This window comes from Achromobacter xylosoxidans (genome assembly GCF_014490035.1).
Classification (GTDB): Bacteria; Pseudomonadota; Gammaproteobacteria; order Burkholderiales; family Burkholderiaceae_B; genus Achromobacter; species Achromobacter bronchisepticus_A.
Genome location: NZ_CP061008.1, coordinates 4,335,075 through 4,347,723, shown reverse-complemented (window position 1 = coordinate 4,347,723; position 12,649 = coordinate 4,335,075). Strand labels below are relative to the sequence as shown.

Annotated in this window: 14 protein-coding genes; 3 read left to right on the top strand and 11 right to left on the bottom strand. The window is 68.1% G+C overall.

The window, feature by feature from the left end:
• Position 1 precedes the first annotated feature (1 nt).
• Both IAG39_RS20210 and IAG39_RS20205 read right to left on the bottom strand, forming a co-directional pair.
• Complete coding sequence (locus IAG39_RS20210) at positions 2-967, bottom strand: Bug family tripartite tricarboxylate transporter substrate binding protein (protein ID WP_118934550.1); 966 nt, start codon at positions 965-967, stop codon at positions 2-4.
• Between the two features lie 29 nt (positions 968-996).
• On the bottom strand, positions 997-3,069 hold the full coding sequence (locus tag IAG39_RS20205) for a metallophosphoesterase (protein WP_118934552.1): 2,073 nt from the start codon (positions 3,067-3,069) through the stop codon (positions 997-999).
• Between the two features lie 108 nt (positions 3,070-3,177).
• Between IAG39_RS20205 and IAG39_RS20200 the strand changes: the two genes are divergently transcribed.
• Positions 3,178-3,993 carry an IclR family transcriptional regulator gene (locus IAG39_RS20200; RefSeq protein ID WP_059378362.1) on the top strand — a complete coding sequence of 272 codons (816 nt, stop codon included), beginning with the start codon at positions 3,178-3,180 and terminating at the stop codon, positions 3,991-3,993.
• A 67-nt stretch (positions 3,994-4,060) separates the two neighbouring features.
• Positions 4,061-4,516 (top strand): BPTD_2524 family lipoprotein, encoded by a 456-nt coding sequence (locus tag IAG39_RS20195; protein ID WP_059378359.1) that lies wholly within the window; start codon positions 4,061-4,063, stop codon positions 4,514-4,516.
• 36 nt (positions 4,517-4,552) lie between these two features.
• Here IAG39_RS20195 and IAG39_RS20190 read toward each other — a convergent pair whose 3' ends face one another.
• The gene (locus IAG39_RS20190) at positions 4,553-4,975 is read right to left on the bottom strand and encodes a PaaI family thioesterase (RefSeq protein WP_054458193.1); all 423 of its coding nucleotides are present in this window, start codon (positions 4,973-4,975) and stop codon (positions 4,553-4,555) included.
• Positions 4,976-5,077: 102 nt separating this feature from the next.
• Here IAG39_RS20190 and dinB point away from each other — a divergent pair, with 102 nt between their 5' ends.
• Positions 5,078-6,157 carry a DNA polymerase IV gene (dinB, locus tag IAG39_RS20185; protein WP_118934554.1) on the top strand — a complete coding sequence of 360 codons (1,080 nt, stop codon included), beginning with the start codon at positions 5,078-5,080 and terminating at the stop codon, positions 6,155-6,157.
• Between the two features lie 37 nt (positions 6,158-6,194).
• Here dinB and IAG39_RS20180 read toward each other — a convergent pair whose 3' ends face one another.
• The 8 genes from IAG39_RS20180 to IAG39_RS20145 all read right to left on the bottom strand — a co-directional run bounded on the left by IAG39_RS20180 (position 6,195) and on the right by IAG39_RS20145 (position 12,638).
• On the bottom strand, positions 6,195-6,656 hold the full coding sequence (locus tag IAG39_RS20180; protein WP_006218783.1) for a GatB/YqeY domain-containing protein: 462 nt from the start codon (positions 6,654-6,656) through the stop codon (positions 6,195-6,197).
• 78 nt (positions 6,657-6,734) lie between these two features.
• Positions 6,735-7,175, bottom strand: a complete 441-nt coding sequence (locus IAG39_RS20175) for an excinuclease (protein WP_118934556.1) — start codon at positions 7,173-7,175, stop codon at positions 6,735-6,737.
• Positions 7,176-7,222: 47 nt separating this feature from the next.
• Positions 7,223-8,446: a beta-ketoacyl-ACP synthase gene (locus tag IAG39_RS20170; protein WP_059380545.1), complete on the bottom strand. Its 1,224-nt coding sequence runs from the start codon at positions 8,444-8,446 to the stop codon at positions 7,223-7,225.
• On the bottom strand, positions 8,446-9,177 hold the full coding sequence (fabG, locus tag IAG39_RS20165; RefSeq protein WP_118934558.1) for a 3-oxoacyl-ACP reductase FabG: 732 nt from the start codon (positions 9,175-9,177) through the stop codon (positions 8,446-8,448). The genes IAG39_RS20170 and fabG overlap by 1 nt, the downstream gene beginning before the upstream one ends.
• Positions 9,174-9,629, bottom strand: coding sequence for a hotdog family protein (locus IAG39_RS20160; protein WP_118934560.1), 456 nt, complete (start codon positions 9,627-9,629; stop codon positions 9,174-9,176). The genes fabG and IAG39_RS20160 overlap by 4 nt, the downstream gene beginning before the upstream one ends.
• Positions 9,626-10,825, bottom strand: coding sequence for a beta-ketoacyl-ACP synthase (locus tag IAG39_RS20155; protein WP_118934562.1), 1,200 nt, complete (start codon positions 10,823-10,825; stop codon positions 9,626-9,628). Before IAG39_RS20155 ends, IAG39_RS20160 begins: the two co-directional genes overlap by 4 nt.
• On the bottom strand, positions 10,822-11,379 hold the full coding sequence (locus tag IAG39_RS20150; protein ID WP_059380573.1) for a hypothetical protein: 558 nt from the start codon (positions 11,377-11,379) through the stop codon (positions 10,822-10,824). Before IAG39_RS20150 ends, IAG39_RS20155 begins: the two co-directional genes overlap by 4 nt.
• Before the next feature lie 8 nt (positions 11,380-11,387).
• Positions 11,388-12,638 (bottom strand): NAD(P)/FAD-dependent oxidoreductase, encoded by a 1,251-nt coding sequence (locus IAG39_RS20145; protein WP_118933733.1) that lies wholly within the window; start codon positions 12,636-12,638, stop codon positions 11,388-11,390.
• Positions 12,639-12,649: the final 11 nt, after the last annotated feature.

Genomic DNA, 12,649 nt, shown 5'->3' with positions numbered 1-12,649 from the left:
CCTACTGCGGCTCCAGCCCCGTCGCCTTGACGATGGCGCCGTACTTGGCCATTTCGGCGCCGATGAAGGTTTTGAATTCCTGGGGCGGCTTATAGGAAATGGCCAGCCCTTGGCCCTGCAGTTTTTCCTTTACATCGGCGGCCTCCAGCGCCTGGGCCGTGTCCTTGGAAATGCGCTCCACCAGGGCCGGTGGCATGCCGGCGGGGCCGAACAGACCGAACCAGTTGGAAATGTCGAAGTCGTCCAGGCCGACCTCCTTGGCCGTCGGCGTCGAAGGCAGGACGTCCTGGCGTTGGGGACCGGCGATGAACAGCGGGTGCAGCTTGCCGGCGCCGATCTGGCCGATGATGGCTGGCGCCGTGGCGAAGAAGATGTCGATCTGGCCGCCCACCAGATCGGCCACGGCCAGCGCCGTGCCGCGGTAGGGCACGTGGGTCAGGTTCATGCCGGAACGCACCCGCAGCAGTTCGCCGGCCAGGTGCTGCTGGCCGCCCATGCCCGGCGAACCGTAGACCAGCGGCGCCTTTGCGCCTTGTCGCTTGAGATCGCCGTAGGTGGTGGCGGGCAGCTTGGTACCGCTGACCAGCACCAGCGGCGCATCCGCCACGAGCGCGATGGGCTGCAGGTCCTTCAACGGGTCGTAGCGCATCTGTTTATAGACCAGCTTGTTGATCGAGACCTCGGGCGTGTAGGCCAGCAGCAGGGTGTAGCCGTCGGGCGTGGCGCGCGCGACCTGTTCGGCGCCTATCATGCCGCTGGCGCCGGACTTGTTCTCCACGATGACCTGCTGGCCCCAGCTTGTGCTCAGCTTCGCCGCGAGGATGCGGGCGATCACATCGGTGGCGCCGCCGGGCGTGTAGGCGACGATCAGGCGCACCGGCTTGTCGGGATAGGGCTGCGCCTGCGCCAACATGGGAAGGCAGGCGGCGGCCAGGATGCCCGCGAGTTTGATTGCGTGTCGAAACATGGAGTGGCTCCTGTGCGGGGGATGGGGATTCAGTTGCGCCGGATCAGCAGCACGGCCTGGGCGGGCAGATGCAGGCGCGCGTACTCGTCCCAATCGTCCCGGGTCGGCAGCGCGCGCTGGGCCGTCAGGTCGACGACGCGTTTGAACGCGCCGGCCTCGACCTGGCGTTGGAGGGCCGGACTGGGGCCGTAGGCCAGTTCATAGGCCTGCTCGCCGCAGCGGTAGCGGCACAGGCGCAGGCCGGCTTCGCCGTCGATGCGTTCGACCCATCCGACGCCTGCGGCCTGCCCTGCAAAAACCGCGTTCAGCGCGGCCAGCGCCAGGCCGGCGGGTCGCGGATCGTAGCGGCGGTCGATCAGGCCGTTGCGCGGAAAGTAGCCGCGGTCCACGTCCATGAAGGTGTCGAAGGAATAGCTCACCGCGTCTGTGGCCCGGGCTGCCAGGAAGGCTTCCGCCACCAGCGCGGCGATGGCGGTGTCGTCGCTATTCGCCGCCGCCAGGCGGTCGGCCAGCTTGACGCCCACGTTCACCGTCGCGCCCCAGTCGCGCGCCTGCGCGGCCAGTTGCTGGTGCGTGGCGATCAGGTCGGAACCCCAGTCCAGGCGCACGGTGAAGCCGTCCAGGTTCTTCTGGGCGAAGTGCGGCAGCAGGGTGGATTGCGCTGCTTCGAGCTCGGAGGCGCGCAGTCCGGTGTTGACGAAATGGCTGTAGTGCTTGCCGTCGAAGTGGGCGTCGTCCGCGCCCGTGCGGATCTTGCAATAGACGAGGCGGGCGTCGGTGTGCTCGCGCAGGCGCTGCAGGGCCGCGCCCGCCTCTTCCAGCGCCTGGGCGTTCAGGTTGATCTCGATCGCGGCGATGGCCACGCCGTGCTCGCGCGCCTGTTGCAGCAGTCTGGCGTCAGGCAAGCCCAGCGAGGTCAGCACGAAGCGGTGGCCGACGTCGGACATGAGACGCGCGCGGCGCAGGGTCTTGTCGTCGCGCAGATCCTGCACGGGAATCTTGAGGGTACGCAGCCCCATTTCCCACATGGACATCAGCGGATAGTCGTTGCGGGCCAGCTTGCGGCCGAACTCCTGCACCCCGCCGGTGCAGGGGATTTCGACGATTTCGGCCCAGGGATGCCGCATTTCGACCGCAATGCCGTCACAGGCGGCGGTCTTGGTATGGACGGTGGGCAGGGTGCGCGCCGCAGCCCGGTCCGTTTCGGCCTCGCCACGCATGGCGCCATGCGTGCGGATCAGCTTGGCCACATGGCCTTGCTCATGAACATCGACGATGAAGTAGCCGAATTTCTCGACGTCGCCGCGGCCGAACTCATCCGCCGGCGGCACCCGGTAGAACTCGGAAAAGTCGTGCCGCAGGAAGGCGGTCGACGGCAGCATGTAGATCTCCGCGCCGCCGATGACGTCGTACCAGAAATTGTGGACGTGGCCGGCGAAAACGCCTTCGACGCGCGGATGGGCCAGGCGCGACAGCAGCCAGCCGCGGCCGGGCTCGTCGATGTTGTCGTAGGAACCGCGTTCGTGGGCGTCATGCAGGTAGGGCGGGTAATGCAGCGAAGCGAAGACGCGGCCGCTGGCGCTGGCCAATTGCTCGTCGATCCAGGCGCGTTGCGCGTCGTCCGCCGCCAGTCCGGAGTTGAACAGCAGCGCGTTCAGGAACAGGAAGCGCACGCCGCCATGGTCCACCGCGTAATAGTCCGGCCCGAACACCTGGCGGTACTTGTCCAGGTAGTCGTCGCAGACGATGTCGGCCGGCATCCAGTCGATGCGCTTGTCGCCGACGTCGTGGTTGCCGGGCACCAGGTGCAGCGGCATGTCGATCTGGCCGGCGATGGCCTTGAAGCGGTCGGCCGCCACTTCGAACGAGGGCATGCTGGGCACCGGATGGACGATGTCCCCGAGGTGGATGGTGAAGGCGGGGGCGGGGTCCAGTCCGGCGATGTCGGCGAAGACGTGCCGCGCCCGGGCATTGGCGCGGGCATTGGTGGCAAAGGGCGACGCGCAGGTGTCTTCCGATTCATTGACGTGGGTGTCGGCCACCACGGCAAAGCTGAACAGGCGGGCGCCCAGCGGCTGGCGGGAAAAGCAGGAATTCGTCATCAATCACCCTTTCAATTTCAATAAATGGAATTCAAGTGTTTATAGTGAACGGAATGTTTGTATTTCGGCAGGCGATATACTGTCAATGCTCCGAATCCCTAGGCCGCCATGCACTCGAAAACGCCGCTCAACTACGAACTCGAATCCCGCGCTTCGCTGGAAGCGCATCCGCGATTTGCCTCCACGCTCTCCAACGGCTTGGACGTGCTCAAGTGTTTTTCCGCGGCCGAGCCGCTGCTGGGCAACAAGGAAATCGCCGAAATGCTGGGCCTGACGCGCCCGACGGTGTCCAGGCTGACATTCACGCTGGTGGGTTTGGGCTATCTGCGGCGCGACGAACGCACCGGCAAGTACTCGCTGGGTCCGGCCGTGTTGACGCTGGGCTATCCCTTGCTGGTGCACCTGACGCTGCGGCAACTGGCGGCGCACGACATGATCGAATTGGCGCGCTATGCCAAGGGACCGGTGTCCATGGCCATCCGCGACCGCCTGCAGGTGGTCTACGTCGAAACCGTGCATGACGGCGCGTCGAACGCCTCGCGCCCGGATATCGGCTCGGCCCGCCCCTTGCTGCGCACCGCCACCGGGCGCGCGCTGCTGTATGCGCAGACGCCGGACGAGCGCGAACTCATCTGCGGGCGGCTCGCGGAGGAATTTCCCGAGGACTGGGAGCGTTTCGGGCCGTCATTGCAGCCCGCGTTCGAGGCCATCGATCAGCACGGCTTCTGCGTGGTCAGCAAGGACTGGCGGGCGGAGCTGTGCGGCATCGCCACGCCGATGCGCTATCGCTCCAATGACTTGCCGCTGGCCTTCAACGTGACGATCCCGGCCGATAACCTGGACGAAAAGCACGTGTACGAGACCCTGGGCCCGCGCCTGCGGACCCTGGTGAAGAACCTGGAGTACCGCATCGGGATCATGTGAACGCGGCTGCGCTTATCGCGCGCAGCCGATATGCGGGATAATCGCGGGCACTGATCTGGAGATACACATGTACTGGAAACTGGTCGCGGCTTCGGCGCTGGCCCTGGGCCTGGCAGGCTGCTCGATGGGCATTTCGTCCGGCAGCGCGTCGCCGCACAGCGAATTCAAGGCCCCGGTGGCCTTCAAGGACGCCTACGACGCGGCGATCCGGCAGGCCAATGCCTGCCTGCGCAGCACCGACAACGCCTACCGCGTGGTGGACACCATGAACGAAAGCGCGCAGTCCGGCGTGGTGCAGGTGCTGGCGCCCTACAGCGACAACGAGATGACGCGGGTCGAATTGAAGGCCGCCGGCCCCAAGACCACCGATGTGCGCATCGCGGTGTGGGGCAAGGGCACCTGGGACGCGGCCGCCATGCGCGCCATGCAGGACGCCATCTATTACAGCCTGGTGTCGTGCAGCAGCTATATGCCGCTGGATCCGCGTCCGCCGGTCAAGCCTTCGCGAGACCTGCCCAACTGAGGCGCAGGGGCCGGCGGCTAGCCGCCGCCGGCGCGCTCAGTCCCCGCCCGGGCGGCGGCGGATGATCTTGAAGGTGGCGGTGGCGCGCGCCACCAGTTCGCCGTCGGCGCGCCGGACCTCGCCTTCGCAGAAAGCGATCGAGGCCCCTTTGCGCAGGCAGCGCGCCTCGATCACCAGGTCGCCCGTGCCGGGCGACAGGAACGAGGTGTTCATATCGATGGTGGCCATGCCTTCCGTGCCATCGGCCGAGCCGCGGGCGGCGGCGCTGAGCGTGAAGTCCAGCACGCTCATCAGCGTGCCGCCATGCACGTCGCCGCGGCTGTTGGTCAGGTCGGCGCGCCAGGGCAGCGAGGTGCGGGCATAGGCCGGCGCGATGCTCTCGGGCACCAGGCCGATGAAATGCATGAAGGGAATGGTCAGGCCGAAGTAGTCGGTTTGGGGCGTTGAGGCTGCAGTCATGGACCGTTGCGGGCAGGAATGGGAAGTCGGTTGTCGCCGGTCATAATATATGTTTTGCCACGGGGTTTCAGGCGATGAACGGCTCATGGGGGCAGCACCACCATGATTGAATTACGGAAGATCGTGCACGTGGACATGGACGCGTTCTACGCGTCCGTGGAACAGCGCGACAACCCCGAACTGCGCGGCAAGCCCGTGGTCGTGGCCTGGACCGGGCCGCGCTCGGTGGTGTGCGCCGCGTCCTACGAGGCGCGGCGGTTCGGCATCCATTCGGCCATGTCCGCCGCCCGCGCGGAGCGCCTGTGTCCGCATGCGATCTATGTACCGCCGGATTTCAACCGCTACCGCGAGGTCTCGCGCCAGGTCAGGCAGATATTCGCCCGCCATACCGACATGATCGAACCCCTGTCGCTGGACGAGGCCTATCTCGACGTCACGGTCAACAAGCTGGGCCTGCCCTCGGCCACCGAGGTGGCGCAGGTCATCCGGCAACAGATCCGCGAGGAAACCGGACTGACGGCTTCGGCCGGCGTCGCGCCCAATAAATTCCTGGCCAAGATCGCGTCCGACTGGAACAAGCCGGACGGCCTGTTCGTGGTCCGGCCCGCCAAGGTGCTGGCCTTCCTGGAGCCCCTGCCGGTGCGCAAGGTGCCGGGCGTGGGCAAGGTGACGCAGGCGCGCCTGGAACAGCTGGGCATCCATACCGTGGGCGACCTGGCCACGCACAGCGCCCAGGAACTGGAGCATTACTTCGGCCGCTACGGCCGGCGCCTGTACGAATTGGCGCGCGGCATCGACGAGCGCGAGGTGCAGACGGACCAGCCTTTGCAGCAGGTCTCGTCGGAGACCACGTTCTCTGAGGATATCCGCCTGGACGCGGTGGGCGAGGCCATCGACCGCATGGCGGAACGCGTGTGGGACCAGGCGCTGAAGAAGGGCGCCCTGGGCCGCACGGTGGTGCTCAAGTTGAAGACGGACCGTTTCCGGATCCTCACGCGCAGCCAGACCAGCCTGAGTCCGCCTGGATCGGCGGCGGAGCTGGCCGCCGTCGCCAGGCTGCTGTGCGAACGCGTGGACTTGCCGCCGGAAACGCTGTACCGGCTGGCGGGGGTGGGGATGAGCAATTTCGCCAACCCGCAGGAGCAGTCGCGCCAGCCCGATCTGTTCGGCGGCGCGTTCTGAGCTGAGCGGGGCGGCTGGCAGCCAACCCCGGCAGGGTTTAGGCCAGGCGGGCCTTCACTTGCTGCGACAGCGCCGTCATGTCGGCGCGGCCGGCCAGGGCCTGCTTCAGCAGCGCCATGACCTTGCCCATGGCGGGCGCGCCGGTCACGCCCTGGGCGGCCACTTCGGCCAGCGCGGCGTCGATGGCGGCGGCGACTTCCTCGGGCGTGGCGGCTTGCGGCAGGAATTCCTGCAGCACCAGCAGTTCGGCCTTTTCCTGTTCGGCGGTTTCGGTGCGGCCGGCCTGTTCGAACGCGGCGATGGACTCGCGGCGCTGCTTGACCTGCTTTTCGATGATGGCGGTGATCTCGGCGTCGTTCAGGTCGCGGCGTTCGTCCACTTCCTTCTGCTTGACGGCCGCCAGCAGGAAGCGCAGCGTGGTCAGGCGTTCGGAGGCCTTGGCGCGCATCGCGTCCTTGACGGCATCGGAGAGGCGGGTCTTGAGCGTAGCAGTGCTCATGGGTAAACCTTTGTGGTGTGGCGACAAACAAGCAGTTTAAACCGGCGGCCGGCGTTTTCCGGCGGCTGGCGATCCGCCTTACTTCACCTTGGACAGGTCGCCGCGCAGGGCGACGCCGGCCACCATGGCGCCGGCATGGCATTCATAGTCGGTCTTGCTGCTGTATTCGTTCTTGCGGTAGTAGCTGACGATATTGGTCACCGCGTTCGCGCCGGCCTTCTTGGCCGCTTCATGCAGCGCGATGATGGCGGATTGGGCCACCCACAGGCAGGCGTCCTCGTCCTTCTTGGCGAAGGCGTTGGTCTTGCGGTTGGTGACGACGCCGGATTCCAGCACCGTGCCCTTGGGGCCGGTGCCGGCCAGGTAGAACCTGACGCTGCCATCGATCTTGCCGGCGGCCTGGGCGGCGTCGATCGCGGTCTGCATGGGCAGATGGACGGTACGGTCTGCCGCCAGGGCTTGCGCCGAGCATGCGAGCGACAGGAGCAGGGCGGCGGACAACTGGTAAGAAGCGTTCATGTCTGGCATTCCATTCGTGAGAGGGAAAAACGCGGGTATTGCGGACTTCAGCGCCAGCGGCGGAAGATCAACGAGGTGTTGATGCCGCCAAAGGCGAAGTTGTTGTTCATGACATATTCGTTGCTCATGCTGCGGCCCTCGGTCAGGTAGTCGAGTTCGCCGCAACGCGGATCGACGTTGCGCAGGTTGAGCGTGGGCGCGTACCAATCGCGGTTGAGCATCTCGATGCTGAACCACGACTCCAGCACGCCGCAGGCGCCCAAGGTGTGGCCCAGGTAGCTCTTCTGCGAGCTGATGGGCATGCGGCTGCCGAACAGGCCGTGCGTGGCCTGCGTTTCGGCGATGTCGCCCTGTTCCGTGGCGGTGCCGTGGCCGTTGACGTAGCCGATGGCTTGCGGCGGCAGGCTGGCGTCGGCCAGCGCCATTTCCATCGCAATGCGCATGGTGCTGGCTTCCGGGCGCGTGATGTGGGTGCCGTCCGAATTGCTGCCGAAGCCGACGATTTCCGCATGGATGCGCGCGCCGCGCGCCAGCGCGTGGTCCAGCGATTCCAGCACCAGCATGCCGCCGCCTTCGCCGATCACCAGGCCGTCGCGGTCGCGGTCGTAGGGGCGGGGCGTGAGTTCGGGCGTGTCGTTTTTCTGGCTGGTCGCGTAGAGCGCGTCGAACACCAGGGCTTCGCTGGCGCACAGCTCTTCCGCGCCGCCCGCCAGCATCAGCTCCTGGCGGCCGTAGCGGATGGCCTCGTAGGCGTAGCCGATACCCTGGCTGCCCGAGGTGCAGGCGCTGGACGTCGGGATGATGCGGCCCTTCAGTTCGAAGAAGATGCCGACGTTGGCCGCGGTGGTGTGGGGCATCATGCGGACGTAGGAATTGGCGTTGAGGTCGTCCGTGACGCCGTTGAGCAGCATGTTGCCGAAGGCGCGGATTTCGGCCGTGCTGCCCACCGACGAGCCGCAGGCCACGCCCATGCGGCCGTCGGCGATGCGCGGATCGCCCAGCAGCGCCGCGTCGTCCAGCGCCAGTTCCGCGGCGCGCACCGCCAGTTGGGAAACCCGTCCCATGCTGCGCAGTTGCTTGCGGGTCCAGTGCGCGGGCGTGCGGAAGTCCTCGATGGGGCCGGCCAGGCGGGTGTTGAGTTCGGCGTAGCGCGACCAGTCGGGCATGACGCGGATGGCGCTGCGGCCCGTCTGGAACGCCTGCTGCACGCTGGCCCAGTCGTTGCCGAGCGCGCTGATGCCGGCCATGCCGGTGATGACGACGCGTTTCATCAGCACAGTCCTCCGTTGACGGCGATGACCTGGCGCGTGATGTAGGCGGCGCCGGGAGACATCAGGAACACGACGGTGGCGGCCACTTCCTCGGGCCGTCCCATGCGTTGCGCTGGCACGGCCTTCAGGATTTCCTCGACCGGCACGTGCTCGTCGATCATGTCGGTGTCGATCAGCCCCGGCGCCACGCAGTTGACGGTGATCTGGCGCTTGGCCAGTTCCACGGCCAGGGCTTTGGCGGCGCCGATGAGACCGGCCTTGGAGGCGCTGTAGTTCACCTGGCCGCGGTTGCCCACCAGGCCGGACACGGACGCCATGCAGACCACGCGGCCAGGCGCGCGGCGGCGGATCATGGGCATGGCGAGCGGACTGAGCACGTTGTAGAAGCCGTCCAGGTTGGTGCGCAGCACCTGGTCCCAATCGTCGCCGGTCAAAGCGGGAAACGCGCCGTCGCGGGTCAGGCCGGCGTTGAGGACCACGCCGTAATAGGCGCCGTGCGCGTCGATGTCGGCCTGCAGGGCGGCGGCGCATTGCTGGCGGTCCGCCACATCGAATTGCAGCACGCGCGCCTGGCGTCCGCGCGCCTGGACTTCGGCCTGCACGGCCTGGGCCTGGTCGAGTTGCTGGCGGCAGTGCAGCACCAGGTCGTGGCCGGCGTCGGCCAGGGCCAGCGCGATGGCGCGGCCGATGCCGCGGCTCGAGCCGGTTACGAGTATGGGGGCAGCGCTCATTCGGGTGATTCTTCCTGGATAAAAGCGGTGGGATCCTTGGGCTGATAGACGTTCAGCCTGGCCTCGGCCAGCAGGCGCGCGTCGTCGCGCAGTTCGCATTCGAAGACGCTCATGCCGCTGGCGTCGACCAGCCCGCGGCGCGCGTGTATGGTCAGGCGGGCGCCGGCGGGCAGCGCGTCGGCATGGCTTTCGTAGCGCCGCGTGCCGAGCAGAAAGCCCAACTTGACGGGGTCGCCCGCCTGGCGCGCCTGGCAACCGGCCCAGGCGCCCACGGCTTGCGCCATCAGCTCCATGCCCAGCCACGGCGGCAAGGAGCCGTCGGGCAGCGAGTAGGGGCCGGGCTTGACCAGGGCGCGCGCGGTCAGGCTGTCGGCGTCGTGGCTGCAGACCTCGTCGATCAGGATCATGTCGCCGGCGTGCGGCAGCAGGCCGGAGACGGGCCAGGTCGTCATGCTTGGGCTCCCAGGATCAGGCTGGCGTTGTTGCCGCCGAAGGCGAAGGAATTGCTCATGGCCAGGCGCGGCCGGCCTTGGGCGTAGCGGTGCTGCGCGGTGCTGAAATCCAGCGCCGGCAGGACGGGATCGGGCTGTCCGTCCCAGACGTGGGGCATCAGCCGTCCTTCGGCATTGCCGGCCGACAGCGTGGCCCAGGCCAGCGCCGCTTCCAGCGCGCCTGCCGCGCCCAGCGCGTGGCCGGTCAGCGCCTTGGTCGAGGCGCAGGGCACGCCCTGCGGAAAAACGGCATGCATGGCCAGGCTTTCCATGGCGTCGTTGTGGAGCGTGCCGGTGCCGTGCAGATTGACCCAGCCTATGCTGGCCGCGTCCACGCCGGCGGATTGCAGCGCGGCCTGCATGGCTGCCCGCGCGCCGGCGCCGCTGGGCTCGGGCGCGGACATGTGCCAGGCGTCGGAGCTGGCGCCGCCGCCCAGCAGCGCCACGGAGCGCTCCCCTGCGGGCTCGCGCTCCATCAGGAACAGCACGCCGGCTTCGCCGATGTTGATGCCGCGGCGGTTGGCGGAGAAGGGCAGGCACAGCGTGTCGTCGATGGCCTCCAGCGTGGCGAAGCCGTTGATGGTCAGGCGGCACAGGGTGTCCGCGCCGCCGCAGACCACGGCGTCGCACAGGCCCGAGGCGAGCAGGCGGCGCGCGGACAGCAGGGCGCGGGCGCTGGAGGTGCAGGCCGTGGACAGCGTATAGGCGGGGCCGGTGGCGCCCAGCCAGTCCGCGAAAAACGCGGCGGGAGACGACAAGGCCTGGCGGCGGTAGTCGTAGCCGTCCGGCCATGCGCCTTGCGCCGCCAACTGGCGGAAGGCGGGCGCATTGTCGTTGACGCCGGAAGTGCTGGTGCCCAGCACCACGGCGACGCGGTGGGCGCCATGGCGGGCCACGGCGGCGCGCAATTGCGGCTCGATCTGCAACGCGGCTGCCAGCAGCAATTGGTTGTTGCGGCTGTGGTGATGCGCGGGCAGCGTGTCGGGGATGGGCGGCAGCGCGTCCGCATGGCCGCCCAGCGTCAGCGTGCGGCCATGGACCCAATCCGGCTGCGGGCGCATGCCCGAGGTGTCGCCGGCGAAGGCGGCGCGGGCTACCGCGTCGATGCCGGCGCCCAGCGCGCACACCACGCCGGGGGTACCCAACCAGGTGTTCATGGCTGCTCCTTCAAGGGCGAGATCCGCCAGGTGACCTGGTCTGCGGTGGTGATGGTGAACGTGCCGGCCTGTGCGGCCGCTGGCCAGCGCACGCTCCAGCGCGGACGGCCCCGGTCCAGCAGTTCGCGTTGCGCCGCGCCGCCGTCCTCGCGGCTGGCGCGCCAGTTGCCGGCGCCGTAGGCCGCGTCCAGTTCCGCTTCGGGCGTCCACGCGAAGATCAGGGCGGCGAACAGATCGCGCGCCTGGGCATTGGGCCGCAGGAAGCCGTCGTTGCGCCATTGGCCGCGTTCCAGCATCTGCCGCGCCTGCGGCACGCCCATGGGGTCGAACAGCGACCAGCGCAAGGCGGCGCCTTCGCGCTGCACCACCAAGAGCGTGTCCAGCGCGGGCTGGCCGGCGGCGGACTGCAGCACATGCAGCTGACGCGGCAGCGGAAAGTCCGCGTCGCGCGCCGGCACGGGCGGCGCGCCCGCGCAGCCCGCCAGCAGGGCGAGCGCCAGCAGCGCGCCCAGCGTGCGCGCGGCGGACAGAAAGGAGGAGCGGGTGGCGGACATGGTCGGGATCAGGCGGGCAGCGGCTGCGCTTCGGCGCCGCGGCACAGTTCGCTCAGCATGCGCAGGCGGCGTTGCGGGTTGGCGACGAAGGGGTTGTTCCGGTCCCAGGCGTAGCCCGCCAGGATGGAGCTGATCATGCGGCGGATCTCGGGCTGCGCGTGCTCGTAGAAGACCACGTCCTGGAATTCGCCGCTGTACCAGCCCTGGACATAGGCGCGGAAGGTTTCCACGCCCACCATCAGCGGATCGGCGAATTCGGCCTGCCAGTCGACCTGCGCACCCGTCAGTTGGCGGTGCAGCGCGTCTGCCGCCAGCTTGGACGAACGCAGGGCGATGGTGACGCCCGAGGAAAAGACCGGGTCGAGGAATTCCGCCGCGTTGCCCAGCAGCGCGTAACCGGGGCCGTGCAACTGCCGCACGCTGGCCGAATAGCCGCCGATGGTGTTGGCGGGCGTGTCCCAGACGGCGTGCTTCAGGACGCGCTTGAGATTGGGCGCGGCGTCGGCCATCTCGCGCAGCGTGGCCATCAGGTCCTGGCCGGGGCCGCCAAAGAGGTTTTCGCCGCCCACGACGCCGAACGAGCAGCGGCCGTTGGAGAAGGGGATCAGCCAGTACCAGATGCCGCGTTCTTGCGGATGCACGCTGATCAGGATCTTCTCGCGGTCGAAGCCGGCGTCGTCGATGCGGTCTTCGATATGGGTGAAGATGGCCTTGCGCGGCGGCATCGACGACGGACGCTCCAGGTCCAGCAGGCGCGCCAGCACGCGGCCGTAGCCGCTGGCGTCGAGCACGAACCGGCTCTTCACTTGATAGGAAGTGCCGTCAGCGCTGCGCACGTCCAGCAGGGGGCCGTCGTCGCCGTCGAAATCGGCCGCCGTCACTTCCTGCAGATAGCGCACTTCCACGCCCTGGCGGGCGGCATCGTCCGCCAGGACTTTGTCGAAGTGCGCGCGCTGCACCTGGAACGTGGTGCCGGGGCCGGGGCTGAACTTGTCGCGGAAATCGAAGTGGGTGTAGCGTTCGCCGCAGGCGAAGGCGGCGCCGTTCTTCACCTGGAAGCCGGCGGCCTGCACCGCCGGCAGCATGCCCGCTTCCTCCACGAACTCCAGGCAATGGGCGAGCAGGCTTTCGCCGATGGAAAAGCGCGGAAACTGCTGGCGTTCCAGCATCAGGACGTCATGTCCCTGGCGCTTCAACAGGGCGGCGGCGACCGCGCCTGCCGGTCCCGCTCCTATGACTACAACTTCGCGATGTTCCATGCCGGAGATGT

Coding starts and splice junctions, on each gene's coding strand:
- IAG39_RS20210 (WP_118934550.1), bottom strand. CDS start 967: ATGTTTCGACACGCAATCAAACTCGCGGGCATCCTGGCCGCCGCCTGC.
- IAG39_RS20205 (WP_118934552.1), bottom strand. CDS start 3,069: ATGACGAATTCCTGCTTTTCCCGCCAGCCGCTGGGCGCCCGCCTGTTC.
- IAG39_RS20200 (WP_059378362.1), top strand. CDS start 3,178: ATGCACTCGAAAACGCCGCTCAACTACGAACTCGAATCCCGCGCTTCG.
- IAG39_RS20180 (WP_006218783.1), bottom strand. CDS start 6,656: ATGAGCACTGCTACGCTCAAGACCCGCCTCTCCGATGCCGTCAAGGAC.
- IAG39_RS20170 (WP_059380545.1), bottom strand. CDS start 8,446: ATGAAACGCGTCGTCATCACCGGCATGGCCGGCATCAGCGCGCTCGGC.
- IAG39_RS20150 (WP_059380573.1), bottom strand. CDS start 11,379: ATGTCCGCCACCCGCTCCTCCTTTCTGTCCGCCGCGCGCACGCTGGGC.
- IAG39_RS20145 (WP_118933733.1), bottom strand. CDS start 12,638: ATGGAACATCGCGAAGTTGTAGTCATAGGAGCGGGACCGGCAGGCGCG.
- IAG39_RS20155 (WP_118934562.1), bottom strand. CDS start 10,825: ATGAACACCTGGTTGGGTACCCCCGGCGTGGTGTGCGCGCTGGGCGCC.
- IAG39_RS20175 (WP_118934556.1), bottom strand. CDS start 7,175: ATGAACGCTTCTTACCAGTTGTCCGCCGCCCTGCTCCTGTCGCTCGCA.
- IAG39_RS20195 (WP_059378359.1), top strand. CDS start 4,061: ATGTACTGGAAACTGGTCGCGGCTTCGGCGCTGGCCCTGGGCCTGGCA.
- IAG39_RS20190 (WP_054458193.1), bottom strand. CDS start 4,975: ATGACTGCAGCCTCAACGCCCCAAACCGACTACTTCGGCCTGACCATT.
- fabG (WP_118934558.1), bottom strand. CDS start 9,177: ATGAGCGCTGCCCCCATACTCGTAACCGGCTCGAGCCGCGGCATCGGC.
- dinB (WP_118934554.1), top strand. CDS start 5,078: ATGATTGAATTACGGAAGATCGTGCACGTGGACATGGACGCGTTCTAC.
- IAG39_RS20160 (WP_118934560.1), bottom strand. CDS start 9,629: ATGACGACCTGGCCCGTCTCCGGCCTGCTGCCGCACGCCGGCGACATG.